Source organism: Pseudomonas sp. GCEP-101, from assembly GCF_025133575.1.
GTDB lineage: Bacteria > Pseudomonadota > Gammaproteobacteria > Pseudomonadales > Pseudomonadaceae > Pseudomonas > Pseudomonas nitroreducens_B.
The window spans coordinates 1,001,877-1,028,871 of sequence record NZ_CP104011.1 but is presented as its reverse complement, the minus strand read 5'-3'; the positions used below and the strand labels follow the sequence as shown (position 1 = coordinate 1,028,871).

The following is a 26,995-nucleotide window of genomic DNA, read 5'->3' as shown; positions in this document are numbered from 1 at the left end:
TCCGGCGGAAAAAACAGGCGGTTAGTCTAACTCAAGCCCTTTGCGGCGGGCACTCAGCGGCGGCGGCCGGTGATGCGGATCCAGCCTTCACGCTCGGCGGTCGGGTCGAGGTCGAAAGCGCTCGCATAGGCGGCGCGCACTTCCTCGGCCTGCTCGGCGAGAATGCCCGAGAGGGCCAGCAGGCCACCGGGTTTCACCAGGCCGGTGAGCTGCTCTGCCAATGTGACCAGCGGACCGGCCAGAATGTTCGCCACCAGGACGTCCGCTGGCGCTTTGGGCAGATCAGCGGGCAGGTAGACGGGGAATTTCGCCGGGTCGATGCCGTTGCGCGAGGCGTTGTCGCGCGAGGCTTCCAGCGCCTGCGGGTCGATATCGGTGCCCACCGCCTGCTCGGCGCCCAGCAGCAGCGCGGCGATGGCGAGGATGCCCGAGCCACAGCCGAAATCGAGGACGTTCTGGCCGGCCAGTTCCTGGCCGTCGAGCCATTCCAGGCACAGTGCGGTGGTCGGGTGGGTGCCGGTGCCGAAGGCGAGGCCAGGGTCGAGCAGCAGGTTGACCGCTTGCGGCTCCGGGGCGTCGTGCCAGCTGGGGACGATCCACAGGCGGCGGCCGAAGCGCATCGGCTTGAAGTTGTCCATCCAGCTGCGCTCCCAGTCCTGGTCCTCGATGCGCTCGATCTCGTGCTGCGGCAACTCGCCGCCGGTGAGCAGGGACAGGTGGGCGACCAGGGCCGTCTCGTCGGTATCGGCCTCGAACAGCGCCAGCAGGTGGGTGTGGCTCCACAGCGGGGTGGTGCCCAGGTCCGGCTCGAAGATCGGCTGGTCCTCGGCGTCCATGAAGGTCACCGAGACGGCGCCGACTTCCAGCAGCGCATCTTCGTAGGTTTCCGCCTGATCCGGGGTGATGGCGAGTCGGACTTGGAGCCAGGGCATGGGGCGGGACCTCGATAGTGCGGCAGTGCGGCTGGAAAAGACCACGGCCCGCCTGGGCGGCCCGTCGATAAAGGCGGCAAGCTTACTGCACGGCACCGCGCCGCACCAGCGGGCCACAAAGCACAAGGGCCGCCCGGAGGCAGCCCTTGTGGAGGGAGCGAGAAAGGCGCGACAGGCTTAGTGCTTGTCCATGCCCAGCTTCTTCTCCAGGTAGTGGATGTTCACGCCACCCTTGCAGAACTCCTTGTCGCGGACCAGCTCCTTGTGCAGCTCGGTGTTGGTCTTAATGCCATCGACGATCAGTTCGTCCAGGGCGTTGCGCATGCGCGCCATGGCTTCATCGCGGTCCTTGCCGTAGGTGATGATCTTGCCCACCAGCGAGTCGTAGTTCGGCGGTACGGCGTAGCCGCTGTACAGGTGCGAATCCACGCGCACGCCGTTGCCGCCGGGTGCGTGGAAGTGCTTCACCTTGCCGGGGCTGGGCATGAAGGTCTTCGGGTCTTCGGCGTTGATCCGGCATTCCAGCGCATGGCCACGGATGACCACGTCTTCCTGCTTGATCGACAGCTTGTTGCCCGAGGCGATGCTGAGCATCTCCTTGACGATGTCGATACCGGTGACCATCTCCGACACCGGATGCTCCACCTGCACGCGGGTGTTCATCTCGATGAAGTAGAAGCGGCCGTTCTCGTAGAGGAACTCGAAGGTGCCGGCGCCACGGTAGCCGATTTCCACGCAGGCCTGGACGCAGCGGGCCAGCACTTCGGCGCGGGCCTTCTCGTCGATGCCCGGGGCGGGGGCTTCTTCCAGCACCTTCTGGTGACGACGCTGCAGGGAGCAGTCGCGGTCGCCCAGGTGGATGGCGTTGCCCTGGCCGTCGGAGAGCACCTGGACTTCCACGTGGCGCGGGTTGGTCAGGAACTTCTCCAGGTAGACCATCGAGTTGCCGAAGGCTGCGCCCGCTTCGGTGCGGGTCAGCTTGGCGGACTTGATCAGGTCTTCCTCGTGGTGCACGACGCGCATGCCACGACCACCGCCGCCACCGGCGGCCTTGATGATCACTGGGTAGCCTACCTCGCGGGCGATGGCCAGCGCGGTCTCTTCGTCCTCGGGCAGCGGGCCGTCGGAGCCCGGTACGGTCGGCACGCCGGCTTTCTTCATGGCGTCCTTGGCGGACACCTTGTCACCCATCAGGCGGATGACCTCGGCGCTCGGGCCGATGAAGGTGAAGCCCGAGCGCTCGACCTGCTCGGCGAAGTCGGCGTTCTCGGCCAGGAAGCCGTAGCCGGGGTGGATACCCACGGCGCCGGTGACCTCGGCCGCGGCGATGATCGCCGGGATGTGCAGGTAGGACTGCGCGGCCGGGGCCGGACCGATGCAGACCGCTTCGTCGGCCAGCGACAGGTGCATCAGCTCGCGGTCGGCGGTCGAGTGCACGGCCACCGTCTTGATGCCCAGCTCCTTGCACGCGCGCAGGATTCGCAGCGCGATTTCGCCGCGGTTGGCGATCAGTACTTTTTCCAACATCGCAGGTTCCCCGCGGTTTAAACGATGGTGAACAGGGGCTGGTCGAACTCGACCGGCTGGCCGTTCTCCACGAGGATCTGACCGATCACGCCGCTGGTCTCGGCCTCGATGTGGTTCATCATCTTCATGGCTTCGACGATGCAGAGGATGTCGCCTTTCTTCACGCTCTGGCCGACTTCGACGAAGTTGGCGGAGGTCGGCGAAGCAGCGCGGTAGAAGGTGCCGACCATCGGCGAGCGCACGGCGCCGGCCAGGTTCTGCGCAGCCGGGGCGGCTTCGGCGGCCGGAGCGGCAGCCGCTGCGGCGGGGGCGGCGACCGGAGCCGGCGCCGGTGCGTAGGCCGGGGCGGCGGCATAGACCGGCTGGGCGGCGGTCTTGCTGTGGCGGCTGATGCGTACGGACTCTTCGCCCTCTTTGATTTCCAGTTCGTCGATGCCGGATTCTTCGAGCAGTTCGATCAGTTTCTTGACTTTACGGATGTCCATCAGTGTTCGCTCTCCCAGGTGAGGTCACGGGCGTTCAAGTTGTTCGAGGGCGGATTCCAGGGCCAGGCGGTAGCCTGTGGCGCCCAGACCGCAGATCACCCCTACCGCCACGTCGGAAAAGTAGGAGTGATGCCGGAAAGGTTCACGTTTGTGCACGTTGGAGAGGTGCACTTCGATGAATGGGATGCTCACTGCGAGCAATGCGTCACGTAGTGCGACACTTGTATGCGTGAAAGCGGCCGGATTGATGAGGATGAAGTCCACGCCTTCGTTGCGCGCGGCGTGAATCCGGTCGATCAGTTCGTACTCGGCGTTGCTCTGCAGGTGCAGCAGGTGGTGGCCGGCTTCGCGGGCGCGGCGCTCCAGGTCCTGGTTGATCTGCTCGAGGGTGACGGAGCCGTACTTGTCGGGCTCGCGGGTGCCCAGCAGGTTGAGATTCGGCCCGTGCAGTACCAGTAAGGTCGCCATCTGGATGCGGTAGTCCTTGTTATTGGCGGGAAAAGATAGGGCGGGACTATGCCGGAAAGCCGGCGTGACTGTCCAGTCATGCCGGTTTTGCCGTAGATGTCAGCATGTTGCCAGCCGATTACGGCAGAACCGTTGCAATCAAACTGTGATCAGGAGCGCGTTCCAGCCTGTTTCAGGCGGTCGGCGAGGGTGGCCGCATCGGTTTCGCCGATGATGCGCAGATCGCTCCATTCGTCGCCCTTGGGCGAGAAGAACAGCAGCGCAGGCGGGCCGAACAGGTTGTAGCGGTCGAGCAGGGCGCGCTGCTCTTCGGTGCTGGCGGTCATGTCGAAGCGCAAGAGCACGAAGCCGGGCAGCTGCGACTGGACTTCCGGCGCGGGCAGCACCTGGCGCTCGATGATCTTGCAGCTGATGCACCAGTCCGCGTACCAGTCCAGCAGCACCGGCCGACCGGCGGCCTGGGCGCTGGCCAGGGCAGCGTTGAGCTGCGCCGGGGTGGTGATGTTCTGCCAGTCGCCGGGCGTGGAACTGGGCGGGCCCGCATGCTGGCCAGGGCCGCTACGGCCCAGCGGGTGCAGCGGGTCGGACTCGCCGCGCAGGGCGCCGGTCCAGGCGGCCACGGCGTAGACCAGCAGCATCAGGCCGAACAGCTGGCCGAGGCGTTGCAGCGGCTTCTTCGGCCCCAGTTCCAGCGTGCCGATGGCCAGGGCGACGCCGCCGGCCAGGGTGCCCCAGAGGGTCAGCGCCACCGGCCCGGACACCAGGCGTTCGAGCATCCAGATGGCCACCGCCAGCAGCATGACGCCGAAGACGTTGCGCACGCCGTTCATCCAGGCGCCACTCTTGGGCAGCAGAGCACCGCCGCCGACGGCGAAGATCACCAGCGGGGTGCCCATGCCCAGACCGAGGGAGAACAGCAGCAGCCCGCCGCCCACCGCGTCGCCGGTGCTGCTGATGTACAGCAGCAGGCCGGCCAGCGGGGCGGTGACGCAGGGCGACACCAGCAGGCTGGAGAGCACGCCCAGGGTGGCCGCGCCGGCGATGGAGCCGCCGCGGGTGTTGTTCGCCATGGCGTCCAGGCGCTCGCGGACGAAGCCCGGCAGGCGCAGCTCGAACGCGCCGAACATGGCGATGGCGAAGACCACGAAGAAGGCCGCGAAGGGGATCAGTACCCAGGGCGACTGCAACATCGCCTGCAGGTTGAGCTTGGCGCCGAACAGGCCCATCAGGGTGCCGAGCACCGCGTAGCACGCCGCCATCGGCAGCACGTAGGCCAGCGACAGCGTCAGCCCGCGCATGCCGCCCGGACGGCCGCGCAGCACGACGCCGGAGAGAATCGGCAGCATCGGCAGCACGCAGGGGGTGAAGGTCAGCGCCAGGCCCAGGAGGAAGAAGATCACCAGCGCGCGGCCGAGTTTCTTGATCTTGCCCGGCTCGTGGTCGCCCAGCAGGCTGGCCAGCGGATTGCTCGAAGCGGCGGCGGACTTGGCGGCGGCGGAGGGCGCGGGGCCGCTCACCACGCTGGCCGCCTGACCATCGGCGATCTGCAGGCGGGTGGTCTCCGGCGCGTAGCACAGGCCCTTGTCGGCGCAGCCCTGGTAGCTGACCACCAGGGTGAAGGGCCTGTGCTGCGGATTGACCAGCGGCACGTCGATGTCGGTGATGGCGTAGTAGACGACGGTGTCGCCGAAATAGTCGTCGTGGTGCTGCTTGCCCGGCGGCAGCTTCACCTCGCCCACGCTCACGCCGCTGTCGGCAGGCTCGACCTTGAAGCTGAAACGGTGCTGGTAGAGGTAGTAGCCGTCGGCGTTAATGAAGCGCAGCTTCACCTGCTGGCTGTCGCTGTCCTCGACGCTGACGCGGAAGGCCTCGGCTACCGGCAGGAAGTCGCCCTTGGCCGGTTGCCCGACGGCGAAGCCGCCCTTGTCGGCGGGTTTGTCGAACAGGCCGGCGGCAGCGGGCAGGGCGACCAGGAGCAGGAGCAGGGTAAGCAGGCGGCGCATGGACATCTCGCGGACTACGTGGTGGGCGGGCATATCGGTGGCGGGCATGATAGCGGAAAGCTCCCGGCCCGGCCCGAGGCGTTGCCGCAAGAGCTGTCACAAGACGTGATCGACGCTGTGGGACTGCGCCTACGTGGATCGGTTCCCGCCGCGCCGCTGCGTCAATCGGCCGCGTGCTGTCCGAAGGCGGCCAGCAGGTCGCTGACGAAGGCCTGCTCGGCGTCGCCGGGGTGGCGGCCGCGGTGACGGGTGAGGCTGAAGGCCACGTCGAAGCCCAGCTCGCCGGGCAGCAGTTCGCGCAATTGGCCGCGCTCGATCCACGGCTGGGCGACGTGCCGGGGCAGGTAGCCGACGTGCGCGCCTGAGAGAATGAACGCCAGGCTGCCGTCCACCTGCTCGCAGCGGGCGCTGCTGCGGCTGGTCTGCAGCGGTTCGTCGGCGGCGATGAAGCGATAGGGATGCAGCACCTGGTCGGCGTCCGCCAGGGATTCGCGGGTCGGCTGCGGCTCGCTGAAGGCCGGATGTCCGGCGCCGCAGTAGAGCCCCTGCGCCTCGATGAACAGGGTGCGGTGCTCCAGCGCCGCCTGGGTGCCGGCGAAGTAGCCGACCGCCAGGTGCAGCCGGTCCTGCAGGAGCAGGCGCTCCAGCTCGGCGGGGGCGGCGGTGATCAGCTCCAGGTTCACGGCCTCGTTGCGCTGGCGGAAGCGGCGGATCGCCCCGGAGAGCTGCGCCAGGACTGCCACGTCCAGCCCCTCGGACAACCCGATGCGCACCTCGCCCAGCAGCTTGTCCGCCACGCCGCGCGCCTCGTCGCGGAAGCCCTCGATGGCGACGAACAGCCGCCGCGTCGATTGCAGCAGGTGTTCGCCCTTGGGCGTCAGGCGGAAGCCGCCCTTGCCGCGCTCGCACAGGCGGTAGCCCAGGCGCGTCTCCAGCTTGGCCATCTGGATGCTGATGCTGGGCTGGCTCAGGCCCAGTTCGCCCTGCGCGGCGCTGAAGCCGCCGCACTCCACCACGGTGACGAACAGCCGCAGCAGTTGCAGGTCGAGGTCGCGCAATTGGCTGAGCATGGCCGTCTCCAAACATTGCTTCGATGAAATGCCAAAGTAATTAACTTTGTATTTTTGCAAAGTAAAGCCCGCCCCATGCTCGCCCCCATAACCACAACAACCCGAGGCGATGATCATGCGTGGGTTCTTCCGGGCTTCTCTCGCGGCGCTGGCCGCGGCCCTGGCCATGCCCCTGCCGGCGCAGGAGCGGGTGCTCAACCTGTACAACTGGGCGGATTACGTCGGCGCCGATGCCTTGCAGCGCTTCCAGACGGAAACCGGCATCCGCGTCAAATACGACACCTTCGACAGCGCCGAGGTGCTCGATAGCAAGCTGATGACCGGCCGCAGCGGCTATGACGTGGTTTTCCCCGCCAGCAGCGGCCTGGCCCGCGCCATCCAGGCCAAGGCGGTGCAGCCGGTGGACGGTGCGCAGCTGAAGAACCTCGCCAACCTCGACCCGGAACTGCTGGCCAAGCTCGCCGCCATCGATCCCGGCAATCGCTTCGGCGTGCCCTACACCTGGGGCACCGTGGGCCTGGCGATCAACAAGGACGCGGTGCTCAAGCGCATTCCCGACGCGCCGCTGGATAGCCTCGACCTGCTGTTCAAGCCCGAGTACGCCAGCCGCCTGGCCGATTGCGGCCTGTCGCTGATCGACTCGCCCCAGGAGGTCATCAGCGTGGCGCTCAACTACCTGGGCAAGCCCCCGTACAGCACCGACCCGGCGGACCTGGCCGAGGTCCGCCAGTTGCTGGAAAAACTGCAGCCCCACGTGCGTTACATCGCCAGCGGCAAGCACATCAACGACCTGGCCAACGGCACCCTGTGCGTCGCCCTGACCTATACCGGCGATGCCCTGATGGGCGCCGCGCAGGCCAAACAGGCGAACAAGCCGTTCGAGGTGATCTACCGGATTCCCCGCGAAGGCACGCTGCTCTGGTTCGACACCATGGCCATCCCCGTGGACGCCCCGCACCCGCAGGAGGCGCGCGCCTTCATCGATTTCATGCTGCGCCCGGAGTCCATCGCCGAGCTGACCAACACCCTGTACTTCGCCAACGCCAACCTCAAGGCCACGCCGCTGCTCAATGCCGATGTCGCCGGCGACCCGGACATCTACCCGCCTGCGGCCATGCGCCAGAAGCTGTTCGGCGAGCAGTTGCTGACCTTGAAACAGCAGCGCGAGCGGACGCGGCTGTGGTCGGCGTTTCGGACGCGGGGCTGAGCCCGACCACTGCCTGTAGGAGCGGGCCATGCCCGCGATCGCGCCCCTGGGGCGCTCCCCTATCCGACACCGTGACCCACTGAAAACGAGGACACCATGGACCACGCCCACGACAACGACCAGGCCATCACCCGCGACAGCCTGTATGGCACCGCCGCCGAATCCACCTACGCTGGCATCACCAGCTTCATGCGCCGCCGCTACAGCCGGGACCTGCGCGGCGTCGATCTGGTGGTGAGCGGCGTGCCCTTCGACACCGCCACCACCAACCGCCCCGGCAGCCGCTTCGGGCCGCGGGCGATCCGCGCCGCCTCGGTGCAGATGGCCTGGGCCAGACACTTCCCCTGGGAATTCGACCCCTTCGATCACCTGGCGGTGATCGACTACGGCGACTGCTCCTTCGACCACGGCGTACCGCAGGAAACCCCGGACGTCATCGAAGCCCACGCCGCGCACATCCTCGATGCCGGTTGCGCACTGCTGACCCTGGGCGGCGACCACTTCATCAGCTATCCGCTGCTCAAGGCCCACGCGAAGAAGCACGGAGCGCTGTCGCTGGTCCACTTCGACGCCCACAGCGACACTTGGCCGGACGAGGACGGTCAGCGCATCGACCATGGCACCATGTTCTACCACGCCGCCCGCGAGGGGCTGGTCGACCCGGCGCGCTCGGTGCAGGTCGGCCTGCGCACCACCAACGACGACGTGATGGGCTTCCAGGTGCTGGACGCGCGCGAAGTCCACCGCACGTCGCCGCAGGCCATTGCCGAACGCATCCGCGCGCGGGTGGGCGAGCACCCGGTGTACCTGACCTTCGATATCGACTGCCTCGACCCGGCCTTCGCCCCGGGCACCGGTACGCCGGTCTGCGGCGGGCTGAGTTCGCACCAGGCGCTGGAAATCCTCCGTGCGCTGCGCGGTATCAACCTGGTGGGGATGGACGTGGTGGAAGTCGCGCCGCCGTACGACAGCGCCGAGATCACCGCCCTGGCCGGCGCGACCCTGGCGATGGAGATGGTTTGCCTGTACGCGGCGCGGCACAAGCTCGGCGAGCGTTGAGCGCGGCCTGAACGGCGTTCGCGAGCAAGCTCGCTCCTACAGGGTGCGCTCTTCGTAGGAGCGAGCTTGCTCGCGAACCGCCCCAGCGCCTGCGGTGACAGGAAGTCGCGGACGTAGGATGGCGTGGAGCGCAGCGATACCCATCAATCGCCGCGTGCAGACAGCATGGGTATCGCTGCGCTCCACCCATCCTACAAAATGCCCGACCCCAGGCATTCAAGACGGTACGGTTGGGGTCACACCCGAAACGCCCGCACAGCGGTATGCAACGCGCCGCCCAGCTCCTGCAACTGCTCGCCCTGGCTGCGGCCCTGGCCGATCAGGCGCAGGTTCTCGCTGCCCAGTGCGTGGATGCGTTCGCTGTGGGAGCGGATGTCGCTGACCGCGCCGCTCTGCTGGGCGGAGCTCTCGGCGATGCGCTCGGCCATGCTGGCGATGGTGCGGATGGCGCCGACCACCTCGTCCAGCGCGCCCTCGGCGGCACCGGCCTGGCTGGCGGTGACTTCCGCATGCTGCACCTGGCTGCGCATCGCCTCCACCGACTGCCGCGCGGCCTGCTGCAGGCGCGCGGTGAGCTGCTGGATTTCCTCGGTGGCGCCGGCAGTGCGCAGGGCCAGCGAGCGCACTTCCTCGGCCACCACGGCGAACCCCCGGCCCTGCTCGCCGGCGCGCGCGGCCTCGATGGCGGCGTTGAGCGCCAGCAGGTTGGTCTGTTCGGCGATGGAGCGGATCACCCCCAGCACGTTGGCGATGGTGGCCGACTCCTCCGCCAGGTTCTCGATGGCCTGGGCGTTGCTCTGCACTTCGTCCACCAGCGCGCGCATGCCGCTGAGGCTGTTGCCGATCACCTGCTGGCCCTGCTCGACGGCCAGGCCGGCGGCGTGGCTGGCCGAGGCGGCCTGGCTGGCGTCGCCGGCCACCTGCTGGATCGCCGCTTCCATGTTGCCCAAGGCATCGCGGATTTCCCCGGTGTCGCTGGCCTGGCGCTCCGCGCCGGCATGCAGGCCGCCGGACAGTTCGGCCAGGGCGCGGCTACTGCCGGCCACTTCCTCGGCGCGCTGGTGAATGGTGCCGACCAGGGTGCCGAGGAAGTCGCGCAGGCGGTTCAGCGATTCCTGCAACTCCAGCAGGTCGCGGGTGCGGGTGGCCAGCGCGATAGGGTGGGCGAAGTCGCCGCGCGCCCAGGTCGACAGCGCCGGCACCAGTTGGCCGAGCACCCGTGCCAGGCGCCGTTGCAGGGTATCGATGAGCAGGGCGGTGGCGAGGATCAGGGCGATCAGCGCGCCCTGGATCACCCGCACCTGCGCCTGGATCTTCGCGCGCTCCCCGCGCACCTGCGGCTCCAGGGTCGCCAGGGCCTGCTGTACGGCGCCCAGGCGCTGGGCGGTGGCAGTGGCCAGCGCCTGGCGCTGGGCGATCAGCAGGCGGGTGCGGTTCAGCTCGTCCGGGTAGCGGCGCAGCACGCCGGCGAGGTCACGCTTGAGCGTCACGCCACGGTCTTCGCTGTGCGCCTGCGCGGCCGGCTGGGACTCCAGGCCCATCATCGCGGCGAAGTCGTCGGAAGCCGAGGCCTGCTGCTCCAGCACGCCTAGCAGCGGCAGGGCATCGATGCGCTCGGCCAGCTGGCGCAGGGTGTCCAGCTCGCGCTGGATGTCCTCGGCCAGCGCCGGGTTGCCGCTGTCCACCAGCTTGGCGCGGGCGTGGGCCAGGCGTGTCAGGTGCAGGCCGGCCTGCAGCAGCGGCGTGCGGTACTCGGCGGCCGCGGGGTTCTGGCTGGCATCGGCATAGGCGCCGAGCTGGTCCAGCGCCGCCAGCAGGTCACGTTCGGCCTGCAGCAGCAGGCCCTGGGGATCACCCGCCAGCTTGCCGGCGGCGAGCAACTGGTTGCCGCTGAACTGCTGCAGCTCGTCGAGACTCTGGCCCAGCCGCTGGCGGAGGCTGTCCGGCAGTTGCGGCAGTTCGTTCGCCAGTTCGTCCAGGCCCTGCTGGGCGGCCTTCTGCTTGAGTGCGTCGCCGCTGGCCAGGTACGCCTGGATGTTCTGCGCCACCTGCCGCTCGAAGCCCTGGGAGAGTTCCAGGTAACGGTCCATCAGGCTGAAGGGGCGCTCCAGGGCGCGTTGCGACCACCACAGGGTGGCGCCCAGGGCGAGGCAGACGAGCAGGAGCAGGACGGTGTTGAGGTTGGTGAGCAGCTTGAGGCGCATGGCAGGTCTCGACCGACGGCGAAAAAACGGCGAGCCCTGAAGCTATTGCAGTTTGGTTACTGGCTGATGACACGGTGCCAGCATTCGGTCGGGAAGCGCCGCGGCAGAGCGGCGGGGGTCAGGTGTAGACCTCGACGCGGTTTCGGCCGCCGTGCTTGGCGCGGTACAGGGCCTCGTCGGCCTGCTTGGCCAGGGTCTTGATGTCCATGTCCTCGCCCAGTTCGGCAATGCCGCAGCTGAAGGTGCAGGACAGGTCGTGGGGTTGCGCGGGGTAGTGGATCTCGGCGAAGCGCTGGCGGATTTCCTCCAGCACCTTGCGCGCCGCGTCGGCGTCGGTATCGGGCAGCACCACGGCGAACTCCTCGCCGCCATAGCGGCCGATGTGATCGGTCTTGCGCAGGCGTTGTTTGAGGAACAGCGCCAGGCTCTTGATCACGCGGTCGCCCATGGGATGACCGTAGGTGTCGTTGACCCGCTTGAAGTGGTCGATATCGAGCATCGCGAAGGTCAGCGGGCGCTCTTCGCGGCGTGCGCGGAAGCGGGCGTCGTCGAGCAACTGCAGGGTGTGGGTGTGGTTGTACAGGCCGGTGAGGCTGTCGCGCACCATCCGCGCCTTCAGGCTGCGCGCGCGGGCGGCGCGGTTGCGCACGGTGGCGATCAGATGGCGCGGCTTGATCGGTTTGGTGAGGAAATCGTCGCCGCCTTCGCTCATGGCGTCGAGCTGCTTGTCCAGGTCATCCTCGGCAGACAGGTAGATGATTGGCACGCTCACGTGGCGCTCGTGCTGACGGATCACCTTGGCCAGCTCGGTGCCCAGGCACTCGGGCATATACATGTCGAGGATGATCAGGTCCGGCTGGAACTCGGCCAGCTCGGCCATCACCGACAGCGGCGCGGTGAGCGCGCGGGTGACGATGCCGGCGCTGTTGAGGACCATCTCGGTGTGCGCGGCCTGGGCGCGGGAATCGTCGACGATCAGCACGCGGAACGGCTCGTAGTGCGCCACGCGGGTCAGGGTCTCGATCTTCTCCAGCAGGCCGGAGGCGTCCAGCGCGCCGCTGAAGAAGTCCTGGCCACCGGCGCGGGCAGCGGCCAGGCGGGTCGGGGTGTCGGTTTCCTCGTGGCTGAAGAACAGCACCGGCAGCTTCTGCTTCAGGCCCGCCTGGGCCTCGTCGGCCAGCGCCAGGCCCTGGCCGCCGGCGAAATCGATTTCCATGACGATGGCCGCCGGGTGGCGGTCGGCCATGGCGGCGCGGAAGGCGCTGGCGTGCTCGCAGGCCTGCGCGGCCATGCCGAAGAATTCCAGCTGCTGGGCCAGCCGCTCGGCGCGCTCCTGGTCCTGCAGGGCGAGGTAGACGGGTTTGCGCAGCGGCGGCAGGTGGGTCTGCTCGAACTGGTCGCCATGCCGCAGGCCGGTGCGCGACAGGCGCTGCATCAACCGGTTGAGTTCGGTGATCAGTTCGCTGGACAGGCGCCCGCGGTTGTCCTGCACGGCGCGCAGGCACTGGTCGATGCCCTTGGCCAGGTCGGCGTGTTCGGCCTGCTCGAAGCGTTCGGCGTAGCGCTGCAGGCGTAGGCAGGCCTCGGCCAGCTCGGCCATCCCGGCACTGTTCCACTCCGAGCGCGACAGGCGCTGCCAGACTTCCAGCAGGTGACGGGCCTGGTGGATCACCCGCTGGGCGAAGTGATGCTTGAGGCGGTCCAGGGAGGGATCATCGAGCTCGGTCATCGCGCGCTTCTTTATTGAGCCGTACCGGCGGCCTGCGGGGCGAAGATGTTTCCGCCGTGATACACAGTGATGGCCCTATGCTACCAATCCTGGATGGCAATAACAGTGCCTTCGGTCAAACATCCGAAGCTTTGTAATTCGCACCATTACCGAGCACCATGCGCAGGGTAGGCTGCGCTGACCTGCCGCCGTGCGGCATGCTGGCGCCGGTGGGCCTAAAATCCCGGCACCCTGGGGCCGGTTGCAGGTCCAAGCTATCTTCGAATTCGGGACATCAAGGAACTTGCCATGTGGAACTGGAAGAAACGCGGCTCCGTGCGTGATCGCGTGAATGACTCGGTGGACGACGCGCGCGCCTACTTCGGCGGGCCCTGGCTGGGCCGCGTGCTGGGTGGTCTGCTGGGCGTCTACCTGGTGATCTGCGGGGCCATCGGCTGGTACTGGAGCCAGGAGCCGGACCTCTTCCCCGTGCAGCAGAACGCCCAGGCCGCCGCCGAACGCGCGGGCCGGCAGATGGTGGTGGGCTACACCACCGTCGAAACCCTCAAGGAAGTGGTCGCCACGCTGCTCAACAAGCCCGGCGGCTACCTGTCCAACGACATCTTCCCGCCGGGCGTCTGGCTGGACAACATGCCCAGCTGGGAATACGGCGCGCTGGTCCAGGTGCGCGATCTGTCGCGCGCGCTGCGCAAGGACTTCGCCCGCTCCCAGTCGCAGTCCACCGAGGACGCGGACCTGGCGCGCGCCGAGCCGCGCTTCAACTTCGACAACAAGAGCTGGGCGCTGCCGTCCTCCGAGTCGGAGTACGCCGAGGGCATCAAGTCGCTGGACCGTTACCTCGCCCGCCTGTCCGCCGACCCCGCCGGCGCGCAGTTCTACGCCCGCGCCGACAGCCTGAACAACTGGCTGGGCGACGTCTCCACCCGCCTGGGCTCGCTGTCCCAGCGCCTCTCGGCCAGCGTCGGCCGGGTCAAGCTGAACACCAACATCACCCCGCTCAAGCCGGTCACCCCGGGCCAGGCGCCGGAAGTCGAGGAAGTGATCCAGGAAACCCCCTGGATGCAGATCGACAACGTGTTCTACGAAGCCCGTGGGCAGGCTTGGGCGCTGTCGCACATCCTGCGCGCCATTGAGGTGGACTTCGCCGACGTGCTGGCGAAGAAGAACGCCACCGTCAGCGTGCGCCAGATCATCCGCGAGCTGGAGGCCGCCGAGGCGCCGCTGTGGAGCCCGATGGTCCTCAACGGCAGCGGCTTCGGCGTGCTGGCCAACCACTCGCTGGTCATGGCCAACTACATCTCCCGCGCCAACGCCGCGATCATCGACCTGCGCCAGCTGCTGGCCCAGGGCTGATCCATGGCGGCCATCAGCGACAGGGAAGCCGCCCACCGGGCGGCCTCCGACGCGGAGAAGATCGCCTGGGTCGACGATGACGACCAGCTGCTCGGCAGCCTGCCGCGCGCCGAGCTGCGCGCGCGCGGGCTGATCGGCCGGGGCACCTTCATCCTGCTGTTCAACTCCGCTGGCGAGCTGTGCGTGCACCGCCGCACCCTGAGCAAGGCGATCTACCCCGGCTACTGGGACCCGGCCGCCGGCGGCATGGTGCAGGCGGACGAGAGCTACGCCGAATCCGCCGCCCGCGAGCTGGAAGAGGAGCTGGGCATTGCCGGCGTCGAACTCCGCGCGCATGGCACCTTCTTCTTCGACCAGCCGGACAACCGCCTGTGGTGCGCGGTGTTCTCCGCCGTGTCCGATGCGCCGCTGAAGCTGCAGCCCGAGGAAGTGCTGGAAGCGCGCTTTATCGACCCGCACCAGGTGCTGGCCGAGGCGAAGGCGGGCACGCCGTATTGCCCCGATTCGCTGGCGGCGTTGCGCAAGTATCTGGTGAGTTTCTGACGCATCAATCCCCTGCGGACTGCTCTTCGTAGGAGCGAGCTTGCTCGCGAACCGGACTCCGCAGCGGGGTTCGTTCGCGAGCAGGCTCGCTCCTACTGCCCCCCTTCCAGGCGCCGGTGTGGCCGGTATGTCGCCAAACCGCCGATCAATGACGCATTTTCGCTCTTAGCATTTGCCTCCAATGCTGCTAAATTGCGCGACCTTTCCGGCAGGGTCCTCCACCGGGAATTGCGCAGCCCCTGCCTGAGTGGGGCGTCGCGGTCGGCGCCAGCCGGCCATTCGTTGACCTGGCCCGAAGAGGCCAATCCTGGGGAAACGCCCGGTGGTCAAGAAAGCATCCTCCCTGTCCGCCCTCGGCGGGCTCGTCTATTCCACTGATGCCGGCCGGCACTGCCCGGACTGCAATCAGCCCATTGGCGCGTGCACCTGCAAGCAGGCCGAGATTCCGGCCGGCGACGGCATCGCTCGCGTGCGTCGGGAAACCAAGGGCCGCGGCGGCAAGACCGTGACCACGGTGACCGGCGTGCCGCTGGCGGCCGATGCGCTCAAGGACCTGGCCACCGCGCTGAAGAAGCGTTGCGGCACCGGTGGCGCGTTGAAGGACGGCATCATCGAGATCCAGGGCGACCACGTCGACCTGCTGCTCGAAGAGCTGGCCAAGCGCGGCCTCAAGGCGAAGAAATCCGGCGGCTGATCCGTCCCCCTGCCTGAACGGGCAAGCGACTCTCCCCTGTCGAGAACGGGTTCCAGGCGATGCGCAGACTGCGCGGCGCCGGCAAGCCCTTTCCCTAGATGGGAGATTTACCGGCGCGCCCTGGGCGCGTCGTCGGATTTTCCTAAACTTACCGCCAAGCCCGGCGGTCAACACGGCATCGTCACGAGTCCCGGCTAGGGTTACACCAGCAGGCCTCGAACGACTCACCCGCACGCCGGGCGGGCGCCTGCACACATTCGCGCTATTTGAGGAGACCACCACGCATGGCCGCTAGACGGACCCGCAAAGACGACGGCAGCAACTGGACCGTGGCTGACAGCCGCAGCATCTACGGAATTCGCCACTGGGGCGCGGGCTACTACGCCATCAACGACGCCGGTAACGTGGAAGTTCGCCCGCAGGGCGCCGATGCCCAGCCGATCGATCTGCATGCGCTGGTCGAGCAGCTGCGCGAGGCGGGCCTGTCGCTGCCGTTGCTGGTGCGCTTCCCGGACATCCTCCAGGACCGCGTGCGCAAGCTCACCGGCGCCTTCGACGCCAACATCGCGCGCCTGGAGTACGGCAGCCGCTACACCGCGCTGTACCCGATCAAGGTGAACCAGCAGGAAGCGGTGGTGGAGAGCATCATCGCCACCCAGAACGTCTCCATCGGCCTGGAAGCCGGCTCCAAGCCCGAGCTAATGGCCGTGCTGGCGCTGGCGCCCAAGGGCGGCACCATCGTCTGCAACGGCTACAAGGACCGCGAGTTCATCAAGCTGGCGCTGATGGGGCAGAAGCTCGGCCACAACGTGTTCATCGTGATCGAGAAGGAGTCCGAGGTTCAGCTGGTGATCGAGGAAGCCGCCGTCATCGGCGTGCTGCCCCAGGTCGGCCTGCGCGTGCGCCTGTCCTCGCTGGCCTCCTCCAAGTGGGCCGACACCGGTGGCGAGAAGGCCAAGTTCGGCCTGTCCGCCGCGCAGCTGCTGTCGGTGGTCGAGCGCTTCCGCGCCGCCGGTCTGGACCAGGGCGTGCGCCTGCTGCACTTCCACATGGGCTCGCAGATCGCCAACCTGGCCGACTACCAGCACGGCTTCAAGGAAGCCATCCGCTACTACGGCGAACTGCGCGCCCTCGGCCTGCCGGTGGACCACGTGGACGTCGGCGGCGGCCTGGGCGTGGACTACGACGGCACCCATTCGCGCAACGCCAGCTCGATCAACTACGACATCGACGATTACGCCGGTGTGGTGGTGGGCATGCTCAAGGAATTCTGCGACGCCCAGGGCCTGCCGCACCCGCACATCTTCTCCGAGAGCGGCCGCGCGCTGACCGCGCACCACGCGGTGCTGATCACCCAGGTCACCGACGTCGAGCGGCACAACGACGAGCTACCGACCATCACCGACCTGGCCGAACAGCCGGAAATCGTCCAGTGGCTGGCCGACCTGCTTGGCCCGACCGACGCCGAGATGGTCACCGAGACCTACTGGCGCGCCACCCACTACATGAGCGACGCCGCCGCGCAGTACGCCGAGGGCAAGATCAGCCTTGCGCAGAAGGCCCTGGCCGAGCAGTGCTACTTCGCCATCTGCCGCCGCCTGCACAACCAGCTCAAGGCTCACCAGCGCTCGCATCGCCAGGTGCTCGACGAGCTCAATGACAAGCTGGCGGACAAGTACATCTGCAACTTCTCGGTGTTCCAGAGCCTGCCCGACACCTGGGCCATCGGCCAGGTACTGCCGATCCTGCCGATCCACCGCCTGGGCGAGGAACCGACCCGCCGCGCGGTGCTGCAGGACCTGACCTGCGACTCCGACGGCAAGATCACCCAGTACGTCGACGAGCAGAGCATCGAGACCAGCATGCCGGTGCACGACGTGAAGGAAGGCGAGGACTACCTGATCGGCACCTTCCTGGTCGGCGCCTACCAGGAAATCCTCGGCGACATGCACAACCTGTTCGGCGACACCGACTCGGTGAACGTCTACCAGAACGCCGACGGCAGCTACTACCACGCCGGCATCGAGACCCACGACACCATCGAGGACATGCTGCGCTACGTGCACCTGTCGCCCGAGGAGCTGATGACCCACTACCGCGACAAGGTCGCCGGGGCCAAGCTCACCGCGCGCGAGCGCACGCAGTTCCTCGACGCGCTGCGCCTGGGCCTGACCCGTTCGGCCTACCTGTCGTCCTGATCGGTCGGCGGTCGGCGTGATGAAAGCCCCGCTTCGGCGGGGCTTTTTGCTCTTCGTAGGAGCGAGCTTGCTCGCGAACGGTGGTGTTCCATCGCCAAGGCTGTTCGCGAGCAAGCTCGCTCCTACAGGGGGACGGGGGCGGCCTGGGGTGAAGAAGCGGGCCTTGTCCGCGAAAGCTGGCGGGGCGGATCCTTTCCCGCCCGAGATCGTAGGGCGCATAACGCGCCAGCGTTATCCGCCACGGGTAATCGGCGCATAACCCGTTCCGGGTCATGCGCCCCACGGTCTGCCTGATTCCCCCGCCCTGGCTGCGCCCCTGCTCCCAAGGGAGAGGAACCGGTCGGTGCAGGAGGAATCCGTGGCGTCAGCCGGCACGGACAGCTCCCTCTCCCTTCAGGGAGAGGGCGGGGGAGAGGGCAGGCCGCGCCACGATGTTCCAGGTAGCAAACCCGGTCGCGAAGCCCGTCGCAGCGGAACCTTCTCCGCCCGCCCAGCCTCCTGCCTCACTCCAGCAGCGCCGCCAGGCGCTCTGCCAGGCGCCCGGCCAGCGGCTCATCGCTGACATTGGTGAAGCTCATCATCAGCGCCGGCGCGCGCTTGGCCTCCACGCACCAGGCGTTCAGCGCCTGCAGGCCCAGCCCCTCGGCGTGGGCGCGGCGGGCGACGGCCAGGTCGTCCTGCTCCAGCGCGCCGATCAGATGCAGGCCCCCCGGCGTGTCGGCAAAGCGCAGGCGCTCGCCGAGGCGTGCTTCCAGCGCGCTGCGCAGCCACTGCCGGCGCTGGGCGTACAGCGTGCGGGTGCGCTTGAGGTGGCGGGCGAAATGGCCCTCCTGCATGAAGTCGCACAGGGTCGCCTGCAGCAGCTCCGCGCAGCCGGAAGAAAACACCTGCTGGGCGCGCACGAAGTCATCCACCAACGCCGCCGGTACCACGAGATAGCCCAGGCGCAGCGCGGGGTAGAGCACCTTGCTGAAGGTGCCGGTGTAGAGCACGCGCCCGGCGCGGTCGAGGCTTTTCAGCGCCGGCAGCGGGAAGCCGGCATAGCGGTACTCGCTGTCGTAGTCGTCCTCGACCACCCAGGCGCCGCTGCCGGCGGCCCAGTCCAGCAGGGCGAGGCGGCGCGACAGGCTCAGGGCGACGCCGGTGGGGCTCTGCTGCGACGGCGTGACCAGGGCGAAGCGCGCATCCGCCGCGCGGGCGATGCCGTCCTCCACGCGCAGACCATCGCCGTCCACCGCAACCGGCACCGGCACCCCGCCGGCCCGGCGTAGCAGCTCGCGGCCGCGCGGATAGCCCGGGTCTTCGTGCCAGAAACGCTGGCCGGGTTCGAGCAGGGTGCGGCTGATCAGGTCCAGCGCGCCCTGGTAGCCGGCGCAGATGAACACCTGCGCCGGGTCGCAGATGATCCCTCGGGAAATGCCCAGGTAACCGGAGACCGCCTCGCGCAAGGGTCCGTAGCCACAGGGCTCCGGGTAGGCCAGCATGGCTGCGCTCTGCTGGCGCAGGCGGCGCGCGCACAGGCGCGCCCAGAGCGCGCGGGGGAAGGCATCCAGCGCCGGCACGCCGAGCTGGAACGGGCGCAACGCCGGGCCGTGGGCGATCAGGCCGGGCAGGGTGCGCTCGACGGTTGCCGGCGAGGCCGCCACCGCCGACGCGGCGGCGCTGCGCCCCGCCAGCTGCGGCGACACCACCGTGCCCGCCGGCCCGCGCGCCTGCAGATAGCCTTCGCTGGTCAGCAACTGGTAGGCCAGCTCCACCGTGCCGCGCGCCACACCCAGTTCGCCGGCCAGCCCGCGCACGGGCGGCACGCGCTCGCCAGGGCGCAGGGCGCCGCGGGTGATGGCGTCGCGGATGCGTCCGTACAACTGGCGGTAGATGGGCAGCTCGTGGCTCGGGTCCAGCGGCTGGCGGAACGAATCGAGGGGAGCGGTCATGGCCTGGGTCGATTGCCGGGAAAGCGGAAAGCCGACTATGCCATGACCGGCATCAACACGTCCCGGCAGCCGCCCTGCAGGATCAGCGTCTAGGCTTGCAGGCAGTGTTGAAAAGCAGGCGCCGCGACTCCATCTGTTGTCGCAGAAACCCGTTTTTTCCACCTGTTCGCCCCGCAGTGCGCGCAGCGGCTTCGGCTGCCCGCGCGAATCCCCGTGTCCCAGGCGCCGACAGGTCCAACGCATGTGAGGAGATCGATGGAATTCAAGGATTACTACGCGGCGCTCGGGGTTGAACCCGACGCCGACGAGAAGGCGATCAAGACCGCCTACCGCAAGCTCGCGCGCAAATACCACCCGGACGTCAGCAAGGAGGCGGACGCCGAGGCGAAGTTCAAGGACGTCTCCGAAGCCTACGAGGTGCTGAAAAGCCCGGAGAAGCGCGCCGAGTACGACGAGCTGCGTCGCTACGGCGCGCAGGGCCCGCAGTTCGAGGCGCCGCCCGGCTGGCAGCCGCGCGGAGGCTTCGATGACCCGTCGCCGGGGCATGAGCAGGACTTTTCCGACTTCTTCGAGCAGATCTTCGGCGCCCGCGCCGGCGGCTCCCGTGGTGGCTTCGGCGGCGCTCGCCAGCCGCAGCCGCATCGTGGCCAGGATGTGGAGATGGAGGTCCCGCTGTTCCTCGAGGAAACCCTTTCCGGCGAGAGCCGGCCGATCAGCTTCAGCCTGCCCAGCTACGACGAGTACGGCCGCAAGCTGCCGCCGCAGAGCAAGACGCTGAACGTGAAGATCCCCGTGGGCACTGCCGACGGCGAGCGCATCCGCCTCAAGGGGCAGGGCGCGCCGGGCGTCAACGGCGGCCCGGCTGGCGACCTGTACCTGGCGATCCGCCTGGTGCCGCACCCGCTGTTCGATGTCGAGGGTCGCGACCTGGTCGTCACCGTGCCAGTGGCGCCGTGGGAGGCCGCGCTCGGCGCCAAGGTGGAAGTGCCCACCCTGGGCGGGCGCATCAACCTCGGCATCCCGGCCAACAGCCAGGCCGGCCAGCGCCTGCGCATCAAGGGCAAGGGCCTGCCGAACAAGGGCGACGCCGCCGCCGGCGATCTCTACGCCGTGCTCAAGGTGGTGATGCCGAAGGCGGCGGACGAAGCGACCCGCAAACTCTGGGAAGAACTGGCCGCCAAGGCGGCCTTCGACCCCCGTGCCGATTGGGGTAAACGCGCATGACGACGACAGTGATGGTGGTGGACCTCGACGAGCTCTGCCAGTCGGTGAACCTGCCCCGCGACGTACTCGTCGAGATCGTCGAGGTGGGCATCGTGGAGCCCCGCGAACAACGCGGCGGGCATTGGGTGTTCGATTACCAGGCGGTCAGCGTGGTGCGCCGTGCCGTGCGCCTGCGCCGCGAGTTCGAGCTGGACTGGCCGGGCATCGCCCTGGCGCTGCGCCTGCTGGACGAGGTGGAGGAGCTGCGCGCGGAAAACCGCTACCTGCGCCAGCGCCTGGCGCGTCTGCTGGAGTAGCTACTGGGTGGCCGCTGCCGAGGCGGCATCCAGCGGGATGAACTGCACCAGCCCGATGATCGGCGCGGCGAGCAGGCCCTGCACGTAGTTGATGCCGCTGCGCCGCAGGCTTTCGTCGCTGGTCTGGGCGAGCAGTTCCAGGCGCCCGATCATGCGGCCGAATTCACGCTCGAAGGACAGGTTGCGCCCGGCGCTGCTGATCTCGTTGGACAGCAGCAGCGGCTGGCCCGCCGCGTCGGTGCGGCTGGCCAGCAGCCAGGCGGCGACCTCGATGTTCCACGCCGCGTTGGCGGTCTTCTGTGCGTTCAGGCCGCTGAGCAGGTGCTGGGTGGTGGTGCCGCCGTAAAGCTCCACCAGCATGCTGCCCAGGCCGTAGATCAGCGCGCCGGCGCGGTCGCCCTCGAAGTCGGCATCGAAGGCCAGCGGCAGTGCGGCCACCGAGCGCTTGTCGCCCAGGCCGGGCAACGGCTGCTGGTCGACGATGGCATCCATTACCACCTTGTGCGCCGCGTCGCGGGAGGCGGCGCCGGTCTTCTTCCACTGCCGCGGGTTGCGCTTGTAGAGCTTGTCGAGCAGCAGCGAGAGGCTTTGCAGGTTATCGCGCATGGCCAGGTTGGCGGCGCGGTTGGCGTCGTTCTGCAGCATCTGCCCGGCGGCGAAGCCTTCGCCGTCGATGTCCTTGTGGACCGGGGGCGAACTGCACGCGGCCAGCAGTGCAAGGGCGGGCAGGCAGAGACGGAGCGGGCGCGGGTGCATGGTCGGTCCGGCGGATAAGGCGGGCCTGAACCATGGCGCGGCGCGGGAGGGGCGACCAGTCGGATCGCGGCGGAATCGGACTTTGTCCGGTAGCCTGCGACCCGCTGCACAGAACGGCGAGCGCCGGCCGGGGCCGGCGCCCGGGGGCGATCAGCGCGGCTGGTTCTGTTCGATCCAGGCGGAGAAGGCGTCGATGATGCTCTTGAGGAAGGGCTGGGTCTTCTCGGACAGCTTGCCGGCGTCGTCGAAGAAGCTGCCCGCGCCGCCCAGGTAGGCTTCGGGCTGTTGCAGCACCGGCATGTTGAGGAACACCAGCGACTGGCGCAGGTGATGGTTGGCACCGAAGCCGCCGATGGCGCCCGGCGAGGCGCTGACCACGGCGCAGGGCTTGGCGTTCCAGGCGCTCTTGCCATAGGGACGCGAGCCGACGTCGATGGCGTTCTTCAGCACGCCGGGCACCGAGCGGTTGTATTCCGGGGTGACGAAGAGCACCGCGTCGGCACGGGCGATGCGCTCGCGGAAGGCGGTGTAGCTGGCGGGCGGGGTGCCCACGTCAAGCTCCTCGTTGTACAGCGGCAGGTCACCGATCTCCACGATCGACAGCTTCAGGTTGGCCGGCGCCAGGTCAGCGAATGCCTTGGCGATCTTGCGGTTCAGGGATTCCTTGCGCAGGCTGCCGACGACCACGGCAACATCGAAGACTTGGCTCATGACGACTCCTCAGGATCGGGGTATTGAGCCGTTTGTTATAGACGATGCGGGTGACATTGCGTGGACATGAATCAAGCTTCGGGAAGCATGTCCCAGTCGTTCGAGGTGATCTTGGCACTGTGGGGTGGGGCATGGCCTGGCTAGAGTGGCGACGAGTCCCCACTGCCCCTTCGAGGTCCCCATGTGCATGAAAGTGTTCTTTGCCGGCGCCACGGGCGCCATCGGCCAGCGCTTGCTGCCGATGCTGCTGGAGCGCGGCTACCAGGTGCTGGCGATCAGCCGCAGCGCGCAGCGCGCCGCCGCACTCGAAGCTGCCGGCGCCCAGGCGATGGTGCTGGACGTGTATGACGCGCGCGCCCTTCACGATGCCGTGCTGGCCTTCCAGCCGCGCTGGGTGATTCATCAGCTCACGGACTTGCCGGCCGGCCTCGACCCCGCCCTGATGCCCGCCGCGCAGCCGCGCAACGCACGCCTGCGCCGGGAGGGCACGGCCAACCTGGTGGCCGCCGCCCGCGCCGCGGGGGTGGAGCGCATGGTGGCGCAGAGCATCGCCTGGGCCTATGCGCCGGGCGAATTGCCGCTGCACGAGGAACATCCGCTGGACCTGGCCGCCGAAGGCCCGCGCGCCATCAGCGTCGGCGGCGTGGCGGCGCTGGAGGAGGCCGTGCTCGGCGCATACCCCCTGGAGGGCATCGTGCTGCGCTACGGGCGCCTCTACGGCCCGGGAACCGGCGCCGAGCGGGCCGATCCGCGCTTGTCCGTGCACGTCGACGATGCCGCCCGCGCCGCCTTGCTGGCGCTGCAGTGGGGCGCGCACGGGGCCTACAACATCGCCGAGCAGGACATCGAGGTCAGCTCGGCCAAGGCGCGCCATCGCCTGGGCTGGCAACCAGGCGTACGCCTGGCGGGGGTGCCGGCATGAACCTCGCGCTCGGACGCGAGGCGCGCGGCGGCCTGGTGCTGGTGGCGGCTCTCGCGGCGCTCGCGGCGGGGGCGTTGAGCTGGCAGGGTTGGTCGCGGCCATTGGCGAGCCTGGCCGACAGCCAGGCCGGGCACGCGACCGGCGCGCGGCCGACGACGCAGGTGACGCGCCTGTCCTGCGAGCCGCTGGCGGATCTGCCGGGCAAGGTGGTGACCACCCTGCAGGTGGATTTCCCGCCCGATGCCCATACCCCCGCGCACCGCCACCCCGGCGCGCTGACCGCCATCGTGCTCAGCGGCCAGGTGCGCTCGCAGATGCAGGGCCAGCCGGCGCAGACTTACAGCGCGGGCCAGACCTGGTTCGAGCCCAGCCGCGCGCTGCACCTGTTCGCCGAGAACGCCAGCGCCAGCGAACCCGCGCGGCTGCTGGCAGTGATCGTCAGCGATGATAATTGCGGCCCGCTGGTGATTCCGGAACCCGCCGCCCCGCACCATTGATGCTTCGCGAAAGGAGACTCGCATGACCCCGCTCACCCCCTTCACCGCCGCCCAGCTCGACGCGACCCTGGCGCGCCTCGGCCTGCCGCCCGAGCGCCCAGCGCCGACGCTGGAGAACCTCGACCGGCTGATCGTCGCGGCCTTGCATCACCTGCCGTTCGAGAACCTCGACGTGCTGCTGGACAAGCCCATCCTGATCGAGCCCGACGCAGTGTTCGCCAAGGTCGTCGAAGGGCACCGCGGCGGCTACTGCTTCGAACTGAACAGCCTGTTCGCCCGCCTGCTGAGCAGCCTGGATTACCGCGTGACGCTGCTGGTGGCGCGGGTGCGCTGGGGCTTGCCGGCGGAGGCGCCGTTGACCCCGCAGACCCACTTGCTGCTGCGCGTCGACCTGGCCGAGGGCCCGCACCTGGTGGACATCGGCTTCGGCGGCCCGGCGTCGCCCCGCGCGTTGCCGCTGCGGCTGAACGAAACCCTGCCCGGCAACTGGCGCATCAGTGGCGCGCTCGATGGCGAACTGGAAATGGCCACGCGCTCGGCGTCCGGCTGGCAGACGCTGTACCGCTTCACCCTGGAACCACAGCACTGGGCCGACTACGGCATGCGCAACTGGTACACCTCGACCTTCCCGCAGAGTGTGTTCCGCACCTCCCTGCGGGTGGCGCTCAGCGAAGGCGGTGCGCGGCTGTCGCTGCTCAACGGCCAGTTCAACCGGCGCAGTGCCGATGGCAGCGTCGAGCAGCGCAACATCACGCAGGCCGACGAACTGCTCATGCTGCTGTGCGAGCGCTTCGGCCTGCAAGCGGCCGAAGGTGAAGTGCCGGCCTTGCGGCGCCGGCTGGCTCAGTTGCTGGAGTCGGCTGCCGAAAGGGTCTGAGCCCCCGGCTGCTCGGCGCTGGCGGGGATATCCGGCGCCACGCCGATGGCCAGTCGCACGATGCGACCGGGCAACTGGTCGCGCTGCAGCTCGCCGCCGGGCTTGGCGTCGAACCATTGGCCGTTGATGTCGGAGGCGTTGCACTGCAGTTGCCGTTCGCCGCTGGGCGAGTCGGGCAGCAACCAGCGGCAGCGCCCGTCGAAGATGCGCACGCCGTGCTTGGGCATGCCCGCACTGCCGGGCGCGAGCTGGCTGCGGATGGCGAGGTTGGCGTAACTGACGTCCGGCGCGAAGGCTTCCAGGGGATGGCTGGCCGATTCGCCGTCCATTGCCAGGCGGATGTGGCTGAGCTCGCGACGGCAGCCATCGCTGCTCAGGCTCAGCGGTACCTGATAGCTGACCCGGTGCGGCCGCTGGGCATGGCCGTCGGTGGTGAATAGGCGTTGGGTGATGCTGTCGGCTGCCGCGCCGCAATGGCTGCCCGCAGGCAGGGAATAGCGCGCGTCGCCGGCCAGGGCGAAATCCCCCGGCAGGTCGGCTTCCAGGGTGAATTCATTGCTGGCGCAGCCGCCCAGGGCCAGCGCGGCGAGCAGCGAAAGGCCCCGCCAGGGCGCGCGGCGCGGGAAGCGGGAAGGCATGCAGAGGTCCTGCGGCAGTCGAAACTGCGCAGGAGCATCCGCCGATCAAGGCGTCGCCTGAATCGGATTGCTCGGCTCTGTCTGTAGGAAAGTGGCTGGGCGGATGAGCGAAGCCACCTGCTCAGCCGATCATCCCGAAGCCGCGCGCCATCAGCGTCGCCAGCAGCGGCAGGACCAGCAGGGCCAGCAGCTCCAGGCGAATGACCATGATCACCCGCTTCGCCTGGCGTTCGCCGGGCACCGGCACGCGCCCGGCCCGCAGCTCGTTGCGCCAGTTGAGGAAGGTCATGGTCGGCAGGATCGACAGCAGCCCCACCAGCACGAACAGGCCGACCTTGGCGTGGAACAGGCTGTTGTGCAGGTAGTAGTCCGCGCCCTTGGCGAACCAGACGACCCGCGCCGCGCCGGTCAGCAGCACCAGGCCCGCGCAGGCGCCGTAGGCCAGGTCGACGATTACCAGGCTGCGCGCCCGCGACAGGTCCAGCGGCAGGCGGAACAGCTGGTGCTCCAGCACCAGCAGGGCGAACAGCAGGAAGATCGACAGGTAGTGCAGGTACGCGGCAATGGCTTGGGCCATGGGTGGGTCCTCTACGGGGGCCTTTTTCGGTCAGGCGGATGCCGGCGGCGGGCTGAAACTGACCCGGTTGCGCCCGGCCTGCTTGGCACTGTAAAGCGCAACGTCGGCGCGCTCCAGCGCCTGGTCGATGGGTTCCTCCCCGGCGCGCAGGGTGCAGCCGATGCTCAGGGTCACCGGCAGCGGGCCGCCGGCCAGCGGCACGGGGGCGTGGTTGATCTGCTCGCGCACGCGCTCGGCGACGCGCTGCAGTTCCTCGCCGTCCTTCACCTTGAGCAGCGCGACGAATTCCTCGCCGCCCTGGCGCACCAGCAGGTCGTCCGGCCGCAGCGCGGCGCGCAGGCGCTGGGCGCATTCGCGGAGCACCTGGTCGCCGCCGGCATGACCGTGCCGGTCGTTGATCGACTTGAAGTGGTCGAGGTCGGCATAGAGCACGCCCAGCTGCGCGTGGCTTTCCCGCGCCAGGCGGCACTCGCGCTCCTGGAAGGCGTGCAGGGCGCCGCGATTCCACAGTTGGGTGAGCGGATCGAGCAGGGCCTTGCGCTGTTCGCGGTCCATCTCGACGCGCAGGTCGCGGGTGCTCTGGATGAGGCTGCGCAGTTGCAGGTAGCCCTCGGCAAGGGTGGCGAGGTCGCGGAAGTTGGCCTGTTGCGCCGCCGTCATGCCACGCGGGCGCGGGTCGATCATGCACAGGGTGCCGATGGCCTGGCCGTTGCCGGCGCGCAGCGGGCGCCCGGCGTAGAAGCGGATATAGGGCGGGCCGAGCACCAGCGGGTTGTCGGCGAAGCGCTCGTCGAGCGTGGCGTCGGGCACCAGCAGGGTGTCCTCGCCGAGGATCGCGTAGCCGCAGAACGACACGTCGCGCTTGGTCTCGGTGGCGTCCAGGCCGATGCGGGCCTTGAACCACTGGCGGTCCTGGTCGATCAGGCTGATCAGCACGGTATCGACCTTCACCAGGTCCTGCGTCAGGCGGACCAGGGTATCCAGATAATGCTCGGCCGGGGTGTCGAGCAGGTTCATCTCATCCAGGGTCTGCTGACGCAGGGATTCGTCAACGGGAATGGGACAAGCCGGCATGGCGTCTCCTTAACAGG

At 68.6% G+C, this 26,995-nt stretch carries 24 protein-coding genes and 1 pseudogene; 11 read left to right on the top strand and 14 right to left on the bottom strand.

The window, feature by feature from the left end:
• Positions 1-53: 53 nt before the first annotated feature.
• The 6 genes from prmA to N0B71_RS04760 all read right to left on the bottom strand — a co-directional run bounded on the left by prmA (position 54) and on the right by N0B71_RS04760 (position 6,485).
• Entirely contained in the window at positions 54-932 is an 879-nt protein-coding gene (prmA, locus tag N0B71_RS04785) for a 50S ribosomal protein L11 methyltransferase (RefSeq protein WP_259757561.1), read from the bottom strand.
• A gap of 177 nt (positions 933-1,109) precedes the next feature.
• A complete protein-coding gene (gene accC / locus N0B71_RS04780) occupies positions 1,110-2,459 on the bottom strand; it encodes an acetyl-CoA carboxylase biotin carboxylase subunit (RefSeq protein WP_259757560.1) in 1,350 nt (449 codons plus the stop codon).
• A gap of 17 nt (positions 2,460-2,476) precedes the next feature.
• Positions 2,477-2,944, bottom strand: coding sequence for an acetyl-CoA carboxylase biotin carboxyl carrier protein (gene accB / locus N0B71_RS04775; RefSeq protein WP_259757559.1), 468 nt, complete (start codon positions 2,942-2,944; stop codon positions 2,477-2,479).
• Between the two features lie 24 nt (positions 2,945-2,968).
• Positions 2,969-3,412: a type II 3-dehydroquinate dehydratase gene (gene aroQ / locus N0B71_RS04770; protein WP_192434396.1), complete on the bottom strand. Its 444-nt coding sequence runs from the start codon at positions 3,410-3,412 to the stop codon at positions 2,969-2,971.
• A gap of 149 nt (positions 3,413-3,561) precedes the next feature.
• On the bottom strand, positions 3,562-5,415 hold the full coding sequence (locus N0B71_RS04765) for a protein-disulfide reductase DsbD (protein WP_259759474.1): 1,854 nt from the start codon (positions 5,413-5,415) through the stop codon (positions 3,562-3,564).
• A 161-nt stretch (positions 5,416-5,576) separates the two neighbouring features.
• Entirely contained in the window at positions 5,577-6,485 is a 909-nt protein-coding gene (locus N0B71_RS04760; protein WP_259757558.1) for a LysR family transcriptional regulator, read from the bottom strand.
• A gap of 115 nt (positions 6,486-6,600) precedes the next feature.
• Here N0B71_RS04760 and N0B71_RS04755 point away from each other — a divergent pair, with 115 nt between their 5' ends.
• Positions 6,601-7,692 carry a polyamine ABC transporter substrate-binding protein gene (locus tag N0B71_RS04755; protein ID WP_259757557.1) on the top strand — a complete coding sequence of 364 codons (1,092 nt, stop codon included), beginning with the start codon at positions 6,601-6,603 and terminating at the stop codon, positions 7,690-7,692.
• 96 nt (positions 7,693-7,788) lie between these two features.
• Positions 7,789-8,751, top strand: coding sequence for an agmatinase (gene speB / locus N0B71_RS04750; RefSeq protein WP_259757556.1), 963 nt, complete (start codon positions 7,789-7,791; stop codon positions 8,749-8,751).
• Between the two features lie 236 nt (positions 8,752-8,987).
• On the opposite strand, the pseudogene N0B71_RS28215 reads toward speB, so the two are convergent.
• Both N0B71_RS28215 and N0B71_RS04740 read right to left on the bottom strand, forming a co-directional pair.
• Positions 8,988-9,503, bottom strand: a pseudogene (locus N0B71_RS28215) (methyl-accepting chemotaxis protein); the annotation flags it as partial.
• 1,570 nt (positions 9,504-11,073) lie between these two features.
• Positions 11,074-12,684: a response regulator gene (locus tag N0B71_RS04740; RefSeq protein WP_259757554.1), complete on the bottom strand. Its 1,611-nt coding sequence runs from the start codon at positions 12,682-12,684 to the stop codon at positions 11,074-11,076.
• Positions 12,685-12,972: 288 nt separating this feature from the next.
• Here N0B71_RS04740 and N0B71_RS04735 point away from each other — a divergent pair, with 288 nt between their 5' ends.
• The 4 genes from N0B71_RS04735 to speA all read left to right on the top strand — a co-directional run bounded on the left by N0B71_RS04735 (position 12,973) and on the right by speA (position 17,472).
• The gene (locus N0B71_RS04735; RefSeq protein WP_259757553.1) at positions 12,973-14,037 is read left to right on the top strand and encodes a DUF2333 family protein; all 1,065 of its coding nucleotides are present in this window, start codon (positions 12,973-12,975) and stop codon (positions 14,035-14,037) included.
• Between the two features lie 3 nt (positions 14,038-14,040).
• On the top strand, positions 14,041-14,580 hold the full coding sequence (locus tag N0B71_RS04730; RefSeq protein WP_259757552.1) for an NUDIX hydrolase: 540 nt from the start codon (positions 14,041-14,043) through the stop codon (positions 14,578-14,580).
• Positions 14,581-14,902: 322 nt separating this feature from the next.
• Positions 14,903-15,274, top strand: a complete 372-nt coding sequence (locus N0B71_RS04725) for a translation initiation factor Sui1 (RefSeq protein WP_259757551.1) — start codon at positions 14,903-14,905, stop codon at positions 15,272-15,274.
• 284 nt (positions 15,275-15,558) lie between these two features.
• A complete protein-coding gene (speA, locus tag N0B71_RS04720; protein WP_259757550.1) occupies positions 15,559-17,472 on the top strand; it encodes an arginine decarboxylase in 1,914 nt (637 codons plus the stop codon).
• A 503-nt stretch (positions 17,473-17,975) separates the two neighbouring features.
• Here speA and pdxR read toward each other — a convergent pair.
• Entirely contained in the window at positions 17,976-19,406 is a 1,431-nt protein-coding gene (gene pdxR / locus N0B71_RS04715) for a MocR-like pyridoxine biosynthesis transcription factor PdxR (RefSeq protein ID WP_259757549.1), read from the bottom strand.
• A 255-nt stretch (positions 19,407-19,661) separates the two neighbouring features.
• On the opposite strand from pdxR, the gene cbpA reads away from it, so the two are divergent.
• Both cbpA and N0B71_RS04705 read left to right on the top strand, forming a co-directional pair.
• Positions 19,662-20,630 (top strand): curved DNA-binding protein, encoded by a 969-nt coding sequence (gene cbpA, locus N0B71_RS04710; RefSeq protein WP_259757548.1) that lies wholly within the window; start codon positions 19,662-19,664, stop codon positions 20,628-20,630.
• Entirely contained in the window at positions 20,627-20,926 is a 300-nt protein-coding gene (locus N0B71_RS04705; protein ID WP_259757547.1) for a chaperone modulator CbpM, read from the top strand. Before cbpA ends, N0B71_RS04705 begins: the two co-directional genes overlap by 4 nt.
• Here N0B71_RS04705 and N0B71_RS04700 read toward each other — a convergent pair whose 3' ends face one another.
• Both N0B71_RS04700 and N0B71_RS04695 read right to left on the bottom strand, forming a co-directional pair.
• Entirely contained in the window at positions 20,927-21,682 is a 756-nt protein-coding gene (locus N0B71_RS04700; RefSeq protein ID WP_259757546.1) for a hypothetical protein, read from the bottom strand.
• Between the two features lie 150 nt (positions 21,683-21,832).
• Positions 21,833-22,393 carry an NADPH-dependent FMN reductase gene (locus N0B71_RS04695; RefSeq protein WP_259757545.1) on the bottom strand — a complete coding sequence of 187 codons (561 nt, stop codon included), beginning with the start codon at positions 22,391-22,393 and terminating at the stop codon, positions 21,833-21,835.
• 181 nt (positions 22,394-22,574) lie between these two features.
• Between N0B71_RS04695 and N0B71_RS04690 the strand changes: the two genes are divergently transcribed.
• The 3 genes from N0B71_RS04690 to N0B71_RS04680 are packed head-to-tail and all read left to right on the top strand — an operon-like array spanning position 22,575 to position 24,689.
• Positions 22,575-23,315 (top strand): NAD-dependent epimerase/dehydratase family protein, encoded by a 741-nt coding sequence (locus tag N0B71_RS04690; protein ID WP_259757543.1) that lies wholly within the window; start codon positions 22,575-22,577, stop codon positions 23,313-23,315.
• Positions 23,312-23,812: a cupin domain-containing protein gene (locus tag N0B71_RS04685; RefSeq protein WP_259757542.1), complete on the top strand. Its 501-nt coding sequence runs from the start codon at positions 23,312-23,314 to the stop codon at positions 23,810-23,812. Before N0B71_RS04690 ends, N0B71_RS04685 begins: the two co-directional genes overlap by 4 nt.
• 22 nt (positions 23,813-23,834) lie before the next feature.
• Positions 23,835-24,689, top strand: coding sequence for an arylamine N-acetyltransferase family protein (locus tag N0B71_RS04680; protein WP_259757541.1), 855 nt, complete (start codon positions 23,835-23,837; stop codon positions 24,687-24,689).
• Here the strand turns inward: N0B71_RS04680 and N0B71_RS04675 are convergent.
• The 3 genes from N0B71_RS04675 to N0B71_RS04665 form a co-directional block, all read right to left on the bottom strand.
• A complete protein-coding gene (locus tag N0B71_RS04675; RefSeq protein ID WP_259757540.1) occupies positions 24,656-25,327 on the bottom strand; it encodes a hypothetical protein in 672 nt (223 codons plus the stop codon). The two genes, N0B71_RS04680 and N0B71_RS04675, sit on opposite strands and share 34 nt — an antisense overlap.
• A gap of 121 nt (positions 25,328-25,448) precedes the next feature.
• A complete protein-coding gene (locus N0B71_RS04670; protein WP_259757539.1) occupies positions 25,449-25,904 on the bottom strand; it encodes a DUF2214 family protein in 456 nt (151 codons plus the stop codon).
• Positions 25,905-25,934: 30 nt separating this feature from the next.
• On the bottom strand, positions 25,935-26,978 hold the full coding sequence (locus tag N0B71_RS04665; protein WP_259757538.1) for a sensor domain-containing diguanylate cyclase: 1,044 nt from the start codon (positions 26,976-26,978) through the stop codon (positions 25,935-25,937).
• Positions 26,979-26,995: the final 17 nt, after the last annotated feature.